Raw genomic sequence first — 20,562 nt, 5'->3', positions numbered from 1 at the left:
TTGTCATTGCGAGGAAGAATGACGAAGCAATCGCAAGGATGCAATATTCGCGATTGCCACGCTACGCTCGCAATGACAGTTATTTTCGTCTATTAACCAAAATTATTCATTTCTGTTCATCCAGGCTATTACGGCTTTAATTTCGCCGTAAGTAAAATCAGGGCCAAGCACTTCTTTTAGCGGCGCTAACCGCTCTGCTCCGTAGTTTTCAATGGCTTCTTTAATGGTGTCCATCTTATCTCCGGTTACCATTTCAAATACATCCAGCTCGCCGCTACCCACAAAATAGCTTAAATGACTTTCTACCGTCGACACGGTCAAACCACGCTCATGTGCTATTTCTGCAATACTTTTATCGCGCTGATAGAGCGTTAAACTTTCCCGACGGGTATCATTGCTTCTCGGGGCAGAAGGTGCTCTTTCTGCTCTTGGTTTACGTTCACGTTTCCTGCTTTTTAAAACGATCTTTGATGTTAAGCCACGCTCGGCAGCAAAAGTACTTATCGGCAGTAAAAACTCGCGGCCATAGCGCGCCAGTTTAACATCGCCAAAGCCCGAGATCAGTCGCAGTTCATTCAGGTTTTGCGGCAGATAGGTTGCCATCTCCACTAAAGTAGCATCCGAAAGGATCACGTAAGCCGGCACATTTTCCAGCACAGCAATATCGCGGCGGATGGTTTTGAGGATGCTGAGCAGATCGTTTTCAAACGGCAATTCTTCCACAGCCTGGCTTTCCATAGTTTGGGTAGCAATAAGCTCCACCTTTTCCAGCCCTTTCAATACGGCTTCGCTTTTGCCGGTGAGTTTAAGCACCGGGTATTCGCCTTCCGAAAATTGCAGGAGGCCCAGCGCCACCAGCTCACGCAAATAACGCTGCCAGTCGGGTTTACTGATATCTTTACCTACGCCGTAGGTCTTTAATTCTTTATGCTCTTCGCGGATCTTTTCATTTTTCGATCCGCGTAAAAAGTCAATCACATAACCGGTTCCAAAACGCTCTTTTAGACGAAATACTGCCGACAGCGCTTTTTGGGCAATCAATGTCCCGTCAAACTTGGTGATCTCGCTCAAACAAACATCGCATGATCCACAATGGTCGGGCGCTGCTTCATCAAAATAATTCAACAAATACTTGCGGCGGCAGGTAGGTAACTGGCAATATCTGGCCATATCGTCCAGCTTGGCGAGCATGACCTGCGTTTGTTCCTGGTCGCCATCAATGGCTACAAAGCCTTTGAGCTTAATCACATCGCCGGGCGAGTAGAACAGCAGGGCAGATGATGCCAGCCCGTCGCGCCCCGCGCGCCCGGTTTCCTGGTAATAACCCTCAATGTTTTTAGGCAGATCCATATGCACCACCCAGCGCACGTTTGATTTATTGATGCCCATGCCAAACGCGATGGTTGCTACAATGATCTTTACATCATCGCGCAGAAAAGCCTCCTGGTTTTTGGCTTTGGTGGCATGATCAAGGCCTGCATGATAAGCATCGGCAGCATAACCTTGCGCACGCAGGTTTTCGGCCAGTGTTTCTGTTGATTTACGCGACAGGCAGTATATAATGCCCGATTCATCCCGTCGCTCGCCTAAAAAATCAAGTAATTGGTCAAAGCTGTTACGCTTTGAATTAACCCTATAAGTGATGTTTGCCCGGTTAAATGACGATACAAATATCGCCGGCTTCTTCAAGTTTAATTTTTCGAGGATATCCTTGCGGGTCAGCTTATCAGCTGTAGCGGTTAAGGCTATCACCGGGATGTTGGGGAAATGATCTTTCAATCCTGCCAGCATTAAATACTCCGGGCGAAAATCATGGCCCCAGTGCGAGATACAATGCGCCTCGTCTATGGCTATTTGCGCTACCGGTACGGGCAGCGAGCGCAGAAAGCCGACTAACTTATTGCCCGAGCCGAATAAGCGCTCAGGAGCGAGATAAAGTAGTTTAATGTGATTTCGGTTTAGCTGCGCGATAACCTCGTTCTGCTCGCCGGCGCTTTGCGACGAATTTAAGAATGCCGCGGGAATTCCGGCGACGTTCAAGGCATCCACCTGGTCCTTCATCAGTGCAATTAGTGGAGAGATAACAATGGTCAACCCATTCATCAGCACCGCCGGCAATTGATAACACAAAGATTTACCACCGCCGGTAGGCATCAGCGCCATAACATCGCAGCCGTTAAGCACGGTATTGATAATGGCTTCCTGCTCGTGGCGGAACTCGCTGTATCCAAAATATTTTTGCAGGGCCTGGGTTGGAGTCATATTAATGTGCAAATGTGCAGATATGCAAATGTGCAGATTTTTTGAATGATGTTCAGATTTGATTCGTAGAGACGCAATATTTTGCGTCTTCGCCTGCATATTTAAGACGCAAAATATTGCGTCTCTACGGTTTCGTTCATAAAATTATTATCTTCACAATTGTATGCATAAAAAATTACTGATCTTATTTATTGGCTGTGTTTGTGCGGCGTCCGCTATCGCTCAAAAAATTCAATCGCCTGCCGAGTTTTTGGGGTACGAGCTGGGTTCGCAGTATACCGCTCACTATCGTATTGTCGAATATTTTAAATACATAGCCGCTGCGTCAAAAAACGTAAAGCTGGTAAACTACGGCTCTACCAATGAAGATCGCCCGCTGATGGTAGCTTTTATTGCTTCCGACGAAAATATTGGCCGCCTTGAAGACATCCGCAAAAACAACCTGGCGCTGGCTGGTATCAACCAAAGCGGTTCATTTGCTCCATCTACACAGCCGGCAACGCAAGGCAGTACAGCCAATGCCCCCGTTATTGTCTGGCTAAGTTATAATGTGCATGGTAATGAACCGGCATCCAGCGAAGCCGCTATGCAAACATTGTATGATCTGGTAAACCCTGCCAATAGCGCCACCAAAGCCTGGCTTAAAAACACGGTAGTAGCTATAGACCCATGCCTGAACCCTGACGGCCGCGAGCGTTATGTTAACTTCTATAAATCGATGAAGGGCGCCGATGCCGACCCTAACCCCGCCTCGCGCGAACATTCGGAACCATGGCCGGGCGGACGTGTTAATCACTACTACTTTGATTTAAACCGCGACTGGGCCTGGCAAACGCAAAAAGAATCGCAAGCCAGGGTAGGTTATTACAATATGTGGCTGCCACAGGTGCATGTAGATTTTCATGAGCAGGGCTATAACTCTCCTTACTATTTTGCGCCCGCTGCCGAACCTTTTCATAAAGATATTACCGGCTGGCAAAAAGAGTTTCAAACCACCATCGGTAAAAACAACGCTAAATACTTTGATAAGAATGGCTGGCTGTATTTTACTAAAGAGGAATTCGATTTGCTGTATCCATCCTATGGCGATACTTACCCCATTTACAACGGCTCTATCGGCATGACCTATGAGCAGGGCGGCATAGGTGCAGGCCTGGCCGTTACTACAAATACCGGCGATGTACTGACATTAAAAGAACGTATCGCACATCATCACAGTAATAGCTTAAGTACTATCGAAACAGCATCGGCCAATGCAAGCCGGGCTATCGAAGAGTTTAAAAAGTATTACGACAATAGCCGCAGCAACCCAACCGGCGAATATAAAACCTATGTCATTAAAAATGATAATCAGGATAAACTAACCGCGCTTACCGACTTGTTTAGCCGCAACAGCATCCAGGCCCGGTATGGCATAAAGGCGCACGCCACAGGCTATAACTACATCACCAAAAAGAATGAAGCTTTTGATGTTGAGCCTGCTGACCTGGTGGTCAGCGCCTATCAACCTAAATCGGTATTGATGCATGTGCTCATGGAGCCTAAAACTTTCATAGCCGACTCAAACACTTACGATATTACTGCCTGGTCATTACCTTATGTATACGGATTGAAAACCTATGGCGTAAAAGAATCGCTTAAGGCAGATCAGAAGACAACGATTACCGATGTTACCTTAACGCCGCCTCCGGCGCAAAGCCCGGCAATTGAGCACCCATATGCTTATGTGTCCGCGTGGCAATCTATTAGCGATGTGCGCTATATGGCATCGCTATTAAAAAAAGATATCAAGGTACGCTATGCCGAAACACCGTTTGAAGCAGCCGGAAAGCCATTCGGCGCAGGGTCACTCATTGTAGCCCGTGCCGGTAACGACGATGATAAAACCTTTGATACTGATGTAAGCAGTGCTGCCGCTGAGGTTGACAGACAGTTAACAGCACTCTCTACCGGTTTTGTAGATAAAGGGGTTGATCTGGGTTCGGGGTCGGTGCATTATTTGAAAGCACCAAAGGTAATGCTGGTTAGCGGCGAGAGTACTTCGTCGGCAAACCTGGGCGAGATCTGGCAATTTTTTGAGCAGCAGATCAAATACCCGGTTACGCTGGTTAATTACCAGGATATGGGCCGGGCTAAACTTGGCGATTTTGACGTTATTATTTTCCCTGATGGTAACTATGATAATTTCCCTTCAGACAAACTGCAAACCTGGATCAATGATGGCGGTAAGCTAATAGCCCTGCAGGGCGCAGTTGCCCAACTGGACGGCAAGAAAGGGTTCGACATCAAGAAAAAAGATATTGATTCAACTAAGATCAAACCATCAGCAAAACTATATGCCGACCGCAACCGCAGTGCAATTGAAAGTACCATACCGGGCGCTATTTATAAAATCAATTTAGACAATACACATCCGCTGGGCTTTGGTTTCCCTAACTATTACTATACCCTGAAGTTAAGCGACGACATTTATAAGCTGATGGATGATGGCGACTGGAACGTGGGCACCGTTAAAAAGGACGGCTATGTATCTGGTTTTGTTGGCGAAAAGAGTTTGAACCGGGTTAAAGAAGGCCTGCTTTTGGGCGTACAACCCATGGGCCGAGGCTCGGTAGTATATATGGTGGACGATCCGCTGTTCCGTAATTTTTGGGAGAATGGCAAGCTGCTGTTTGCTAATGCAGTGTTTATGGTGACGCAATAGCTCGCCACCTGGCCCCAGCCCCCTCTAAATCTCCCCCGGTAGGGGAAACTTTAATTATGATTTAAGACTAGTAAAATAAAAAGCCCTCCCTACCGGGGAGGGTTTGGGAGGGGCTGCCTAATGCCCGGCTCTTCCACTTTCCTCCTCGGCCCCGGTGCGGTGATCATGGTGCTTGATCTTGCTGTTGCCAAAATTGTAAGTGGCGGTTATCCTGTATACCCGGCTATCTCCTTTTTGGCGGATATTGAAGTTATTACCAAGCTCATAACTATCTATATCATTGCGGCGCATGTTAAATACGTCATCCACACCAAACTTAACATTGAATTTTTTGTCGTCAAAAGTTTTGCTTACGGCCGCGTCAATGCCTTTACGCGCATGTATATCATAAATACCATAAGTAACCGGCGACTCATAGTTTAATGAGGTTTCGCCCTTAACAGTACCAAATATAAAGGTTTGCGTGGTCTTGAACACAAAAGCAGTGCTTTGGTTATCTATGTTACCCCCATTAATGTTATCGGCTTTTAATGTTCCGTGAAAGCCATTGAAGTTGGCGCTGCCGGTCCACCATTTGGCAATAGTATAGGGTGCAAATATGTTTATGTTATAATTTGTTTGATTGGCCAGGTTAAGGTTGGTCTGGAAGCTTTTGTTACCTTGTGTCAGTATGATCTCCATATTAACATCGGTAGTGTGGCTATAGCCCAGGCTAACATCAATGGTTTTATTGTATACATAACCCAATTCAAAATTATTGGTGTATTGCGGTTTCAAAAACGAGTTGCCCTCTGAAAAAGTATATGGATCCAGGTAATACACAAACGGATTTAATTGGCTGTAATTAGGGCGGTCAATGCGGCGGCTGTAAGAAAATGTCATCTCATTCTTGCTATCCAAAGTCTGGTTCACAAAAACACTTGGGAAAAAGTTTAAGTAACTCCTGTCAACCGGTGTGCTGCCAATTAGGTTACCGTTTGATTGTGTATACTCGGCACGTAAACCCAGTTGTACAGAACCGCTTTTGTATTGCTTATTCAGGTTCAAATAACCTGCTGTTATTTTTTCGGTATAAATAAAACGATTTGAACGGGTAGTATCATTGACAAAACCGGCACCATTATATATTTGGGCACGCAGATCGTTATCTGTTTTTACATCCGAAAATTTTGCGCCGGCCTCAAACTTCACAGACTTACTTATAGGTTTGGCATAATCAATTTTGGCAGAGCGAATATCAATAACAGACGGTGTTTGGTTACGCAACAGTTCAGGGGCATGCTGGATGCTTCCATCGGGCAAGAAATAATCGGTAGCATAGCTGGCATCGCTATTGTTGGTAAATCTTGAATAATCCAGATCGACGCTTAATGTTTGGCCAAGTGTATCCAATTTCCAGCGATCATTCAAATTTGCCGCAAAATTTCTGAAAGTTTGGTGTATATCAGAATTGGTATTTAAGGCCGAATCGACGGTATTTGGCGTTGAGCCGATATTAGTGCGGTTGTAATTTAAATCATGTTCGCTGTTAGCGGTGCCGCTTACCACAAAGCCAATGGTGTTTTTCTCACTAAGATCTAAATCAGCGCCTAATCTAAAATCGTTATAATGAAATTTTTGCGGCATGCGCGTTTCCTGCGTAAAGTAGGTATAAGTATCCCCTTCAGTTATTTTTCGATTGATATCTATAACCCGGCTGCTTGGATAGTCGCCATGGCTTAAAGACCCAAACACATTTAAATTCCCTTCTTTATGGTTGATGTTTAGGTTCTGGCTGTTTCTGAAGCTGCTGGCATGCGATACCGCCGCTGTTAAGCTACCATTAGTACCATTTTGTTTGTTTTTTTTGATTTTGATGTTGATGATGCCCGAGTTACCTGCAGCATCATATTTAGCCGATGGATTAGTAATGATCTCGATAGATTGAATAGTTGAGCCATCGGTAGACCGTAACAGCGTAGCCAGCTGTGACGATGAGAGGTAAGTCAATTTATCATTAATCATTACGGTAACGCCCTGTTTGCCTTTCAGGCTGATATTGTCGTCTTTATCAACCGTAACTCCCGGCGCACGCTCCAAAATTTCCATGGCGTTATTACCAGTAGACAGGATACTACCATCTACATTCATTACCGTACGGTCTATCTTACGCTCGATGAGCGGCTTAATGGCAGTTACGGTAACGGCGCTTAGCGCTTTAACGCTGGTGTTCATTTTCAAATCGGGCGCTGCAAACACATTATTATCAGTAATAATAAAAGGCGCTATGAAAGCTTTATCATAACCCACATTGGTAGCTTTAATGATATAGCTGCCCGGCTTAATATTATCGAAAGCATAGGCACCTGCGTCGTTGGTTAAGGTGCCTTTTACAACGGTGGAGTCGGTGCTTTTAAGTAAGCTTACAGTAGCATAGTCAACAGCTGCGCCTTTCTCGTTTATCAGCTTACCACTAATGTGTGTTCCCGGCTGGGTTACTTGAGCAAATGCGGTAGTAAAGCCTGCTGCCATAAGCAGCAGGGTATAATATATATATGTAGAGATTGTTTTCATTGTTGTGTTTCGGTTTTTTTTAAGGCAATAGTATTCCCCTAAAAGATTTTTCGTTCTTTTTTAAATAATCAATTAAAATGTACTGTTGTTAATTACCGGACCTGCCGGTTATTTGTCAGAGCAATAGTTTAAAGCCGTGGCAAATTATTTGTTATTAAGATGCAGGAAACTGCAAATAGGTTACAGATTATTTTTATTTTTTTGAATTATTCGAATCGCGAAGCCAAAACACAGCTGATTTATTTACTTAGAAATCCGTTTACCAACCTTGCGTTGATCGCCTTTAATTATAGCAATCGAGGCGTTCCCTGCTCCGTCAACGTTAAATTCAACTTCTACCGTGCTGTCCGGTAAGAAGAAACGGTTGTTTGTTTCGGGTGTAAGCCAATAGCCTGGTCCCGGTACAGATTGGGCTTTTATTTGACCGTTTTCCACAGAGACATCAAGTGTTAAAGGTATCTCTGGTATCTGGTACCTGCCGGTATAGCTTTGCAGAATAGCGTCGGGCAACGTAATGGCAACTTTTTGCTGCGGGATGGTATAAGGCTGCTTATAAATGATAGCCAGAATTTGCCGGGCCAGGTCCTCTAACTCAGTACCCGGTTTATTATTTAACAAGACGATGCAAATATCATCCTCCGGAATTCGAACAAACACGCTGCTAAAACCGGAGATGCCACCACTATGGTAAACCATCTTTTTATTGTAAACCGAATCTATGATCCACCCAAAGCCATAGTTCTTTTTAAAACGGGTAGTAGCCTGCTCTGTTGAGGCTTTTGAGATAACCTGGTAGTTCTGCAATGCTTTGTGCCATTGATACAAATCGTGCGTGGTAGAATAAATGGCGCCTGCAGCAAATACAATCGACGAATCGGCAAGTGTGGCTACCTCGTGTGAAGTATCACTTAGCATTGAATACCCAACGGCTTTTTGTGGCAACCGAAGTCCCTCAAAGTCAAAACCACTATGCGTCATGCCAGCGGGCTTGAAAATGTATTTTCTAACCACTTGTTCATAAGGGGTATGCGTAACCCTGGCTATAATAAATCCTAAAATAGAATACCCCGAATTGCTATAGCTCCAGTTGGTCCCCGGTTCAAAGTCAAGCGGATGTCTGGCTAAGAACGCCATCATTTTTTGTTCGGTGTTTAATTTAAGCCCTTCATCGCCATGGGTATAGTCAAAAATGCCAGAGGTGTGGCTCAACAAATTCTTTATTTTGATCTGATCGGCTTTGGGGAAATCGGGATACCATTTACTCAATTTATCCTCGAGCGATAATTTATGCTGCTGCACCAGTTTTAAAACCACTGCCGACGTAAAGGTTTTTGTTATAGAAGCTATCTGATAAACAGATGCCGGTGTGTTTTCAATCCTTTTGTCAACATCCTGATAGCCGTAGCCTTTGTCTAAAATAAATTGCCCCTGCCTGGTAACCAGGGCCGAACCATTAAACCATCCTATATTTTTATAGACTAAAATAAGCTGGTCAATTTTTTTATAATTGGCAGAATCCTGAGCAATGGCATGCCCGGCTGCTAAAATTAGCAGGCAAACAGTAAATATTTTTTTCATGATCTTAGGTGATTGAGTTAAATCTTTTATTTGAAGATTATCTAAATAAAAGGCAGGTATAAGCCCGCCGCAAAGCGGCAGACTTATACACCTTCCTATAATAGCAAACGCCTTTACTATTTTTTCTTTGGAGCTTTTATAGTATCTACTGTAACCGTTGTAGTAGTCACGACTTTGGCCACTGGCGCTACCAAAGTATCTACCTTGCATGTCAGCCCTTCGTTCATCATAATAAACGGTGCATTTGGCGCATCGGGTGTTTTATTTTTATCGCGGCATTGATTGATATCTATGCCGTCGCGTAGAAAGTCGCCCATTTTACTGTCAATCATTACTACGGCATTCACCGGTACTTTTAATGTTAATTCAATTTCCTGGTCGCGCCATGGTGTGCCTTCTAATCGTTGTAAGTAGCGATCAAATGTTAGCAGTGTATCTGTTTGTGTAAAAATGTATTTGGTGTTTCGTGCATTAAGTAGTGCATCTTCATATTCATTGCCCCTGGCGCGGAAAGTCTCAACCAATATTGGTTGCGCTACATCGCTTTTCTCAATGTGGAGCGACATGTTGTTCTCCCTGAAGTCGTCATAAGTATTTTCGTTAGTAATTACTACCCCTTTAAAGGTCGACTTCATGTTTAGACGCGTACTGTCATCGTGTGTGAAATATTTTACATCGTTGATTTTTAGGTAGTAAATGTTTTTAGATGGGGTAGCCAAACTAACGGTTTGGTTAAAGCTGGCAGAAGAGCGGAAACCGGCGGCAATGCGCGTTCCATAGAATACCACTACGCCTACTGCAAACAACCAGGCCACAAATAATACTGAGCCTACGCTCTTGTCAATACCTCGGGTATTGAATACCGCTTTCAACGTCAACAGGAAAATAAATAGCACCGGGATAAAGGCCGCAAAGAAGCCTGCGTAGTATAAACGGTTAGCATATTGGTAGGTCATGACGCTGTACGGAAACAAATGCGAGTGCGGATCTGTCCAGATAGCAAGCGTTACCAACATGGCTACCAATGCAATAGTACCGGCAAGGCAGGCAATTAATATAACAATGCCTATTAGTTTGATGAGGATATGTCCGGCTCCTTTAATTAACTTACCAAGCAGGTAAACAAACTCGGTCACAAAGTCCCTGAATTTGTAGATCATCGGCCGCGCCTCGGCGTGCAGGTTGGTCAAATGATCGCGCACGGCGCTTAATTCTTCTTCTAGGTTATTTTTAAACCCTTGCAGGTTTAGTTTTTCGCCCTTCATGGCCATACGGTCGGCACGGGTAACTGCCTTAGGTATAACTATCCATAATATAATATATAGAAACAGGCCAGTCCCGAAAAACAAAACACTAAACGCAAATGCCAGACGCAGCCAGATGGTTTGTGTGCCAAAGTAATTGGCCAGGCCCGCGCAAACCCCACCCAGTAAATGATCGTCAGGGTCGCGAAACAAAGTGCGGGTGCCGCTATTATTATAGGTATAGTTACTTTGCGCGCCTTCCGCATCGTTTTCGGCGTTTTCAAAATCCTGTACGGTGCCCATTTGTTCTACAACAGTTTTTACATCCTGCTCAACAATTACCTGCTTTTCTTCGGCAGCTAAGATTTCAGAGAACATTTCGGCAATTCGATTTTCGATATCGGTGGTAATCTCGTGACTGTCGGCCGAGTTCATAAAATGACGTTTTACATCCGTCATATAGCTTTTAAGTATCTCGTAGGCATCCTCTTCGATATGAAAGACTGTGCCATTTATGTTTATAATGATTGTTTTGTTCATGATGTGATTTTTTAGAGGGATTGGTTTATTTCTTTTTTGTAGTGGCGGTTTGTACGGCAAAAGCCAATTCATGCCATGTTTTATCCAATTGTTCAAGCACTTTAAAGCCTTCGTCAGACAGGGCGTAGTACTTGCGTGGCGGCCCTGAGGTTGACTCAACCCAATTATAAGTAAGCAATCCGTTGTTTTTTAAACGGGTTAATAAAGGATACAAAGTGCCCTCAACCACAAGTAGTTGGGCCTTCTTAAGCTCGGCAATTATATCAGAGGCGTAGGTTTCATCGCGAGAGATGATAGAGAGTATACAGTACTCCAATATACCCTTACGCATTTGTGTTTGTGTGTTTTCTGCTATCATATGACAAAGATATATGTAAAAGATTGTATTATGCAATACATAGTACTAAAAAAGTAAAAAAAAATGTTCAGGCTACATTTTTCTAAAAAAAAAGTTTGGTTTTTTAATGAAATAATTTGCGATTTTAATGGCGTTACACTACTTTTATAATTAATTAACTATTAACTGATCTTATTATTAACAAACATGAAAAAACTTCTACTAGTAAGTTTGTGTTTCTTGGTGTTATGCGTAACACAGGTATTTGCACAAAACCGTACGGTTACTGGTACGGTTACAGCCAAAGACGATGGCCTACCCATTCCGGGAGTAACAGTAAAAATCAAAGGACATGCAGGCGGTGTGCCTACGGACGTGAATGGTAAGTATTCCATTCCTGTCCCGGCTGGCTCAACACTTGTGTTCTCATTTATTTCTTATTTAACACAGGAAGTGCCTGTGGGTGAAAGAAGCGTTATTAACGTTTCTTTATCAGAAGACACAAAGCAATTAAATGAGGTGGTTGTAACTACATTTGGTGTTGTAAGACAGGCAAAATCACTTGCTTACAACATATCCAAAGTAACTAACGAGCAAATCACTCAAAAATCTGAGCCTGATGTGTTGAAAGCGTTGGAAGGTAAAGTTGCCGGTGTGGATATCCGCACATCAAACGGTACGCCGGGCGCTGCAACACGTATTCAGATCCGTGGTAATACTTCATTCGTTGGTTCAAATGAGCCTTTGATTGTTGTGGACGGTGTGCCATACTCAAATGATGTGGTTACTACAACCAGCATGGTTAGTGGCGGTGGCGCTTACTCAAGCGGTATCTCAAATATCGACCCTAACGACATTGCAACAATAAACGTTGAAAAAGGCGCCAGTGCTGCTGCGTTATACGGTTCTCGTGCATCAAACGGTGTGGTTATTATTACTACAAAATCTGGTAGCTCTTCACGTAGCCACAAAGGCTTTGAGGTAACTTATAAAACCTCTTACTCTGCAGAGACAGTTAGTAACCTGCCAGATTACCAAAACCTTTACGGTGCCGGTTCTCAGTTTGGTTACTCAAACTCAAACGGTTCTTGGGGTCCTAAATTTGGCGACATTGCCACTATCCCTACCTGGGCTGATTATTTGCCGTATTTTAATAATGCCGCAACTATTCCTTACAAAGCCGTTCCAAACAACGTTAAAGACTTGTTCAGAACAGGTAACGTTTATGAAAACTCGGTTAACATTTCTGCAGGCGACGAAAAAGCGTCAATAAACGCAACCGCTTCTCAGTTAAACAACAACGGCTATATTCCTAATTCAAGCTTTGACCGTTCAAGCATTGGCTTGGGTGGCGCTGCTAAATTAGATAATGGCTTAAATATCCATTCAAACTTAAGCTATACCCGTTCAACTCAATCAGGTGGTTACTTTGGTGAAAACCAGGTAGACGGCGTCCCTTCAGAGTTTGCACGTACATTGTACCTTGCCCGTAACTGGGATATCGCAGGTTTGCCATTTGAGGACGCAGCTGGTAACAGCTTAACACCAAACGGTGGTGGCCAGTTTGATAACCCAAGATGGTCAGAAAAATATAACACCATCAATTCTGCCGAAGAGCGTTTCATTGCCAACATTAAATTGGATCATGATATAACCAAATTGTTCAACTTATCATTCCAGATTGGTACTAACATTGACCAATTAGCCAGAAGAGAAGTAATTGAAGTTGGTTCAAGAGCTGCTCAAGGCCTGGGAAGTTTAAAACTTGATGCTTACCGCCATTCGGAAATCGAGTCAACTACTTTGTTCAGCTTGAAGCAACAAAAAGCGGCTGACTTTACTTTTGACGGTTTCGTAGGTTTCAACTTTAACCAACGTACAGAAACCGAAAATGTTGAAAATGGTAACATTTATAACATCAAAGGTTTACACACCTTAACCAATACTGTTCAACAGCAATTTCTTGCTGACGGTTACGACAGAAAAAGAATTATGGGTGTGTTAGGTGATTTAACCGTTGGTTATAAAGACTACTTATTCTTAACCGCTACCGGCCGTAATGACTGGTCGTCTACACTGCCGGTTGAAAACCGCAGTTATTTCTATCCATCAGCATCGCTTTCATTTATATTCTCTGATGCATTCAATCTGAAAAACGATTGGTTTGACTATGGTAAATTAAGAGGCAGTTACGCAAGGGTAGGTAATGATACCGGCCCTTATCAAACCAGTAACTATTTTGGTTTAGGCAATCCGTTTTTGGGTCAGCCAACAGCAAGCACTCCATCGCAAAATGCCAACCTAAACTTGCAGCCAGAGTTTACGCGTGAGTTTGAAGTTGGTACAGAGTTAAGTTTCTTTAATGACCGTGTTAATTTAGATCTTGCCATTTATGATAAAAAATCAACTAACCTGATTGTTCCCGTACCTGCAGCTCCAGCTTCTGGTTTTGGATCATTTGTTACAAACGCAGGTGTAGTAAGCAATAAAGGTTTTGAGGTTGAGGCAACATTTAAGCCAATTAAAACCAAAGATTTTAGCTGGGCTATCTCAGGTAACTTCTCACACAATCAAAATACTGTTGTGGCAATCACCGATGCGGTTAAATTGTTAGGTTTAGGTACCGGTGTATTAACTACTATTGGCACCTACGGTGAAGCAGGCAAACCATACGGTTTTTTATATGGCACTGTTAACTACAGAGATTCTAAAGGTAACCTGGTTATTAACCCAACCAATGGTAACCTGATAGAGGCTCCAACACAACAGATGATTGGTAACCCTAACCCTAAAGGTAAAGGTGCTATTACCAACGTATTCAAATATAAAGGCTTTACATTAGAGGCTCAAATTGACGCAACCTTCGGCGGCGATCTTTATTCAGAAACCGTCAACTCATTGTTGGGTCGTGGTGTAACTAAAGATACCCAGGACCGTCAGCACACCTGGATCATCCCTGGTGTTTATGGAGATCCAAACACTGGCCAGCCAATTTTAATTAACGGTGCAGAAGTACCAAACACTACCCGTGTAACTACCAACGATTTATACTTTGCATCAGGTGGTAACTCAGAAACCTTTGCTATCAATGCAGCTTCTGAATGGAGTGTATATGACGCTACTGTTTATCGTTTAAGAGAAGTTACTTTAGGTTATAACCTGCCTAAAAAATGGATTCAAAAATTACCTATTGGTTCATTGTCTCTTAGTGTAACCGGCAGAAACTTATGGTTCTACGCTCCGGGCATGCCTAAATACTCAAATTTTGACCCAGAGGTTAACAGTATAGGTGCCGGTACTACACAAGGTATTGACTTGTCTGCTGCGCCAACTACCAAACGTTACGGTATTAATCTTTTGGTTACATTCTAATAAAAAAATTAATCATGACACAGAAATTTAAATATATAATGTTGGCAGGCTTAATGGCTACTTCGGTATCATGTAAGAAAGCGCTTGACATTAACACAGACCCATATTCGCCTACAACGGCTCCAATTAACAAGCTGTTACCAAAGGCAGAAGAGAATCTTGGAATAGCCTTGACTACAGGAGCCTCCGCAGGTGGTATTTCGCAAGTATTAGAAGTTTATACTCACCGATTGGTAGTTCGCGAAGATCCTGACCAATATGGTGCAACCGGCGATGACTTTGACATTGGTACTAACTGGTCTGGTTTGTACGTAAGTACAATACCTAACCTTGATGCTATTATTACGCAAGGTACCAAAGACAATAATATGCACTACGTAGGTATAGCAGAGATATTAAAGGCTTACGCATACTCACAATTAGTAGATGTTTATGGCGATGTACCTTACACCCAAGCAGATAAATTAGGCAATCTTTCGCCTAAGTTTGATAAAGGCGCAGATATTTACGCCAGCATAACTACGTTGTTAGACAAAGGTATTACAGACGTTAATACTGCGGTTAACTCATCTACAAATCCTACGCTTAACCTTTTAGATCCCGGAGCAGATGATGTTATATATGGTGGTGTTGCTGATGCAGGCTCAAGACGTGGGGGCGACATCTCTACTCCTGGTAGTGTCTCTAAATGGGAATTAGCAGCTAACTCTATCAAATTAAAACTACTGGTACAACAACGTTTAAAAACAGACGTAACTGCACAAGTGAATGCTTTAGTTGCCGGCGGTAAGCTAATTGGCGCTACAGCAGAAAGCTTCCTGGTTCCTTTTGGTCCAAACGGCGCATATGACGATCGTAACCCTGGTTTTGGTGATTATTTTGCTTCACAAAGAGGTAACTATATCAGCCCTTGGTTTTACGAGATCTTGAAGGGTGTTAACCCTGCAATTTTCTTTGGTAACCCAGATCCGCGCAGACCATATTACTACTTTAAGCAAGAAACTGCTGCTACAGTACCGGGCCACCCTATTGAATACAGAGACGCGAATGGTTTCTTGTCGATATATTTTGGTTCACAGGGTCCTAATGCTGCACAAATTCAGCAAGACGATATGACCGTAGTGGGTATCTACCCTGTAGGTGGTAGATACGATGATGGTAAAGGTGGTTCTGTAACTGCAACAAGCGGTACAGGCGCTGCACCATACAGAATGATCACTTATGCTGACGTGTTATTCCTTGAAGCAGAAATGCAAGAAGTAGCTGCACCAAATAGCGCAACAACAACTTTAAAAGCCGCTATTACTGAAGCTTTCAAACAGGTGGATTATGTAATAACTACTTATGTTAAGCCAACGCAGACAGTGCCTACCTTGTCAACTTTGGCAGCGTCAACTACTTATATTAATAACGTTATGGCTGAGTATGCTAGCCCAACTTCTGCCCCTGGTTACGATGTGGTTGGTGGTGACAAACGATTGCAAATCATCATGACCCAAAAATGGATCTCTAGCTTTGGTAGTGCAGTTGATGCTTATACAGATTACCGCAGGACAGGTTACCCGGTATTATTTGATCCTAAAAATACCACTATGGCTCCGGGAGGTAAAGTACAACCGCCAGCCAATGGTAATACAGTTTCAAAACCAGAAAATAATAATCCTGAAGTTGCCGTTCCGGTTACAGTAGGTAAAAATTATCCGCAAACTTTACCTTGGGCTTCGGCCGAGATTACACGGAACGCAAATGCGCCTGCGCAAAAATCCGATCCGTCTACTTATCTACCTTTTTGGAAGTAATAGTTAGTAAATAAAGATTTAAAAGAAAATATTATGAAAAAATTAATTAGTTACACTTTTATCATTTTGACGGCGCTGTGTGTAGTGGTAGCCTGCCGCAAAAGCGATAATCCGAAATTAAAGGGCCTGACCGAACAGGTGCCTGAGCCTCAGTTAACCAAGGATGTTACCACAGACCAGGTTATTGCTGTTCAGGACCCGGAAGCATTCAACGCTAAGTTTACTGTAGGAGATTATTTCCCTAGCGAAACCCCGCCTAAAAGCATGGATGTTGTAATCATTAAAAACAATGATCGCACTAATCAGAAAGTTTTTAAAGCAGGAATAACCAGTTTCCCAACTACGTTAACCTTAACCGGCGCTGACTTAAAAACTTTGTTTGGTATCGAAACGGTATTGGGCGACAGCTACGATATTGGTGTTACCATTACGACAAAAAGCGGCACCGTTGTTCCGGCGTTCTCTGCCTATAGCGGCGCTGCAAGCTATGGCCCGGGTGTTACCTCACAAGGTGTTACCGGTGCAATAAATGACGGTCCTTATGGACCGGCTACACCGCAGATCAACTATACCGCTATTTGTAAGTTTGATATGGCTGCCTATGGCGTTGTGGGTACTTCACAGGATTTCACTGTGGTTCAGGATGATTGGGAAGATTACGCCCCGGGAAGTGTGATACCGGTGAAGATCATTGACGCTACCCACCTGTCATTCCGTTATGGAACTGATAAAAATCCAAAGGATATTGTTATAGCAATTAATCCTGCTGATAATAGCACCAGCGTAGATAAAACAGATTTTGGTACCTATACAGGTGCTCCATATCCTGATTATTTTGCTGCAAGTGTTCCGGGTTCGGCAAACGTTGTAAAACCATGCGACCTTACCGTTGGTGTTAATCTTAACATCACTGTAAGTGCTGGCTCATACGGAAACTTCATCCTTATTCTGAAAACAAATTTGTAATCTGAATAAGATTTTAAATAAAAAAGGGTGGAACAATTTGTTCCACCCTTTTTTTGTTTAAACAAAAAAGTAAAACTAGGCGTAGCTGATAGCTACGATATCGGCAGTTATGTTCAAATTCACTCTCCGGCCCAAAATCAGCGCCCTATTATCCGGCACATGACCTGCGGGGAAATCAAAACAAACGGGGTAGCCGTAATCTTTAACTACATCCAACACAATTTCCACCACAGTTTGGCCAAAGGGGATTTCGTTATCTTTAATCTCGCTAAACCCTCCAACAATCAATCCCGCCAGATTTTTTAGTTTTCCGGCGCGGTCAAGCGTTCTGATCATGCGGTCTATCGCGTACAGATATTCGCCTACGTCTTCTATAAACAGGATCTTGCCGTTATAATTAAAATCGGATACTGACCCTAAAGACGCTATTAAAAGACTTAAGTTACCGCCGATGAGTATCCCGCCGGCTTCGCCAGTTTGATATGCTGTATGGTTTTTATAATGGTAAGTTACGTCCTCGCCAAATAAAGCGCTTTTAAGCGTTTGGAGCGATTTTACAGACGCATCTGGTATGTTCACCGGCATTTGCCCATGGATACTTTGCAGGCCGTAATTGGCATATAAATGGGCATGTAATAAAGTGATATCACTAAAACCAATGATCCATTTGGGGTTTTCTTTTAAACGATCGAATTTTACCTGGTCAATCATCCGGATGGTGCCGTAACCACCCCGGGCTGCTATAATAGCTTTAATGCTATCGTCATCAATAAAACGCTGCATATCTGCCGCACGTAAATTGTCGTCGCCGGCAAATTGATGAAAACTGGCATCAACTGTATCGCCCAAAATAACTTCCAATCCCCATGATTGTAATAGCGCAATGGCATCCGTCATGGGTTTGGGCAATTTCTTAGCGGGGCAGGTAATGGCGATCTTGTCACCCTTTTTTAACCAGGGAGGCGTTATACTCATGTCAAAATTCAGGATTGGTTAGTTTTAAACCGTTACTAAGGAGGTTTTGTTGCCAAACATCCTCGACAAAATAATTTATCTTTGCCGAACTATAAAAATACAGTTAAATAATTGGAACCGAAAAACTATAAAAGATATACCATTACTGCTGCGCTGCCTTATGCCAACGGCCCCAAACACCTGGGCCATTTAGCCGGCGCGTACATACCTGCAGACCTTTACGCGCGTTACCTGCGCCTGCAAAAACGCGATGTTGTTTTTGTTTGCGGCAGCGATGAGCATGGTACCGCCATTGCCAATCAAGCCATGAAGGAGCATACCACGCCGCGCGAAATTATTGACAAATACCACGAAATCAACAAAAACTCGTTTGCACAGATGGGGATATCATTTGATATTTACCATCGTACCAGCGATCCGCTGCATCATGAAACCGCGCAGGATTTTTTCACTAATTTGAACGACAAACATATTTTTGTTGAGAAGGAAGACGAGCAGTATTATGACGAGCATGCCAAAGCATTCCTGGCCGACCGTTACATTATAGGCACCTGCCCAAACTGCGGCAATGAAAATGCCTATGGCGATCAGTGTGAAAAATGCGGTACCTCTTTAAGTCCGTCAGAGCTGATTAATCCGCGCTCTACGCTGAGCGGCAACAAACCCGTTTTAAAACCCACCAAACACTGGTATTTGCCTTTAGATAAATACGAAGATTGGTTGAAAGAATGGATACTAAAAGGACATGCCAAAGACTGGCGCGCTACTGTTTACGGGCAGTGCAAAAGCTGGATTGACGGCGGACTGCACCCGCGTGCGGTAACCCGCGATTTAGACTGGGGCATAAAAGTACCCGTACAAGGGGCTGATGGCAAAGTACTTTATGTTTGGTTCGATGCACCGATAGGCTATATATCGGCCACCAAACAATGGGCCATTGATAATGGCAAAGACTGGGAGCTTTACTGGAAAGATCAAGACACCAAGTTGGTTCATTTTATTGGTAAGGATAATATTGTTTTCCATTGCATTGTGTTCCCGGTGATGTTGAAGGTGCACGGCGATTTTATATTGCCCGAAAATGTACCCGCTAACGAGTTTATGAACCTGGAAGGCGACAAAATGAGCACCAGCCGTGGCTGGAGTGTAGAGATGCATGAATACCTGGAAGATTTGCCGGGCAAAGTGGACGAACTGCGTTATTACCTGACCGCCATAGCCCCTGAAACCAGCGACAGCGAGTTTACCTGGAAAGATTACCGCGACCGTGTAAACAATGAGCTGGTAGCTATATTGGGTAACTTTGTTAACCGGGTGATGATACTGATGCATAAGTTTTATGATGGAAAAGTTGACGCATTGACTGAAACGATTGGCTTTACCGATCAAAACCTAAGCAGCGAGGTAAGCCGGCTTTATGAAGAGTTGAAAGCCAGCTTTGAAGGTTACAAATTCAGACAGGCGCAGCAAACCATGATGGAAATAGCCCGTTTAGGTAACCGGTATTTGACGGAGAAAGAGCCTTGGAAAACTATTAAGACTGATCCGGAAGCAGCTAAAGATGCCCTGCACAACTGTCTGATATTGATTGGCCATTTGGCGAAATGCCTGCAGCCTTTCTTACCGGGCACTGCCAAAAAGATCTTTTACATGCTGAATGTACCTAACGAGGTGGTTGCTTTTGACGAGGAAATTGTATTTGCTAACGGCCATCAGCTAAATCCGTCTGCGTTATTATTTGAAAAAATAGAAGATGAGCTGATTGAGCAACAAATTCAAAAGCTGATTGACAAAAAAGCAGCCATTGAAGGTCCGCCCAAAGGCGACGATACGCCTGCAGCGCCTGCAAAGGAAAACATCAACTTCGACCAGTTTGCCGCTATGGATATCCGTATAGGAACCATCCTTACGGCAGAGAAGGTGGCGAAGACTAAAAAATTATTAAAGTTGACGATAGATACCGGCATTGACCAACGCACCGTAGTGTCAGGCATTGCCGAGCACTTTGAACCCGAGGGCATCATTGGTCAGCAAGTGAGCATACTGGTAAACCTGGAGCCGCGCGAGATCAAAGGTATCCTGTCGCAAGGCATGATTTTGATGGCCGAGAACGCCGAAGGCAAGCTAACGTTTACAGCGCCGCTAAACTGGATGCCAAACGGATCGACCGTGCGATAGGAATCGTCTAACAAAATAAAAAACCCGGCGCGACTGAAAAGCACGCCGGGTTTT

At 43.5% G+C, this 20,562-nt stretch carries 11 protein-coding genes; 5 read left to right on the top strand and 6 right to left on the bottom strand.

The features are described 5' to 3' along the window. Positions 1-102 precede the first annotated feature (102 nt). Positions 103-2,262, bottom strand: coding sequence for a DNA helicase RecQ (recQ, locus tag HB679_RS17980; RefSeq protein WP_214073409.1), 2,160 nt, complete (start codon positions 2,260-2,262; stop codon positions 103-105). Positions 2,263-2,425: 163 nt separating this feature from the next. Here recQ and HB679_RS17975 point away from each other — a divergent pair, with 163 nt between their 5' ends. Next, the gene (locus tag HB679_RS17975; protein ID WP_214073408.1) at positions 2,426-4,966 is read left to right on the top strand and encodes a M14 metallopeptidase family protein; all 2,541 of its coding nucleotides are present in this window, start codon (positions 2,426-2,428) and stop codon (positions 4,964-4,966) included. Positions 4,967-5,083: 117 nt separating this feature from the next. On the opposite strand, the gene HB679_RS17970 is transcribed toward HB679_RS17975, so the two are convergent. The 4 genes from HB679_RS17970 to HB679_RS17955 all read right to left on the bottom strand — a co-directional run bounded on the left by HB679_RS17970 (position 5,084) and on the right by HB679_RS17955 (position 11,239). After that, complete coding sequence (locus HB679_RS17970) at positions 5,084-7,519, bottom strand: outer membrane beta-barrel family protein (RefSeq protein WP_214073407.1); 2,436 nt, start codon at positions 7,517-7,519, stop codon at positions 5,084-5,086. A 243-nt stretch (positions 7,520-7,762) separates the two neighbouring features. Then, positions 7,763-9,097: a serine hydrolase gene (locus HB679_RS17965; RefSeq protein WP_214073406.1), complete on the bottom strand. Its 1,335-nt coding sequence runs from the start codon at positions 9,095-9,097 to the stop codon at positions 7,763-7,765. 116 nt (positions 9,098-9,213) lie between these two features. After that, positions 9,214-10,881, bottom strand: coding sequence for a PspC domain-containing protein (locus tag HB679_RS17960; protein ID WP_214073405.1), 1,668 nt, complete (start codon positions 10,879-10,881; stop codon positions 9,214-9,216). A 25-nt stretch (positions 10,882-10,906) separates the two neighbouring features. Beyond that, positions 10,907-11,239, bottom strand: a complete 333-nt coding sequence (locus tag HB679_RS17955; protein WP_214073404.1) for a PadR family transcriptional regulator — start codon at positions 11,237-11,239, stop codon at positions 10,907-10,909. Between the two features lie 186 nt (positions 11,240-11,425). Here HB679_RS17955 and HB679_RS17950 point away from each other — a divergent pair, with 186 nt between their 5' ends. Genes HB679_RS17950 through HB679_RS17940 form a run of 3 tightly spaced genes read left to right on the top strand, consistent with a single transcriptional unit; the run spans position 11,426 to position 17,355 of the window. Then, positions 11,426-14,590 (top strand): SusC/RagA family TonB-linked outer membrane protein, encoded by a 3,165-nt coding sequence (locus HB679_RS17950; protein ID WP_214073403.1) that lies wholly within the window; start codon positions 11,426-11,428, stop codon positions 14,588-14,590. Positions 14,591-14,604: 14 nt separating this feature from the next. Next, entirely contained in the window at positions 14,605-16,389 is a 1,785-nt protein-coding gene (locus HB679_RS17945; protein ID WP_214073402.1) for a SusD/RagB family nutrient-binding outer membrane lipoprotein, read from the top strand. Between the two features lie 33 nt (positions 16,390-16,422). Further along, on the top strand, positions 16,423-17,355 hold the full coding sequence (locus tag HB679_RS17940; protein WP_214073401.1) for a hypothetical protein: 933 nt from the start codon (positions 16,423-16,425) through the stop codon (positions 17,353-17,355). A 75-nt stretch (positions 17,356-17,430) separates the two neighbouring features. Here HB679_RS17940 and HB679_RS17935 read toward each other — a convergent pair whose 3' ends face one another. Continuing rightward, positions 17,431-18,330 carry an LD-carboxypeptidase gene (locus HB679_RS17935; RefSeq protein WP_214073400.1) on the bottom strand — a complete coding sequence of 300 codons (900 nt, stop codon included), beginning with the start codon at positions 18,328-18,330 and terminating at the stop codon, positions 17,431-17,433. A 111-nt stretch (positions 18,331-18,441) separates the two neighbouring features. Between HB679_RS17935 and metG the strand changes: the two genes are divergently transcribed. After that, complete coding sequence (metG, locus tag HB679_RS17930; RefSeq protein WP_214073399.1) at positions 18,442-20,508, top strand: methionine--tRNA ligase; 2,067 nt, start codon at positions 18,442-18,444, stop codon at positions 20,506-20,508. Positions 20,509-20,562: the final 54 nt, after the last annotated feature.

The organism is Mucilaginibacter sp. dw_454, from assembly GCF_018449775.1.
In the GTDB taxonomy this organism is placed as follows: Bacteria; Bacteroidota; Bacteroidia; order Sphingobacteriales; family Sphingobacteriaceae; genus Mucilaginibacter.
The sequence above is the reverse complement of the archived record's forward strand: the minus strand, read 5'-3'. Positions and strand labels throughout refer to the sequence as shown.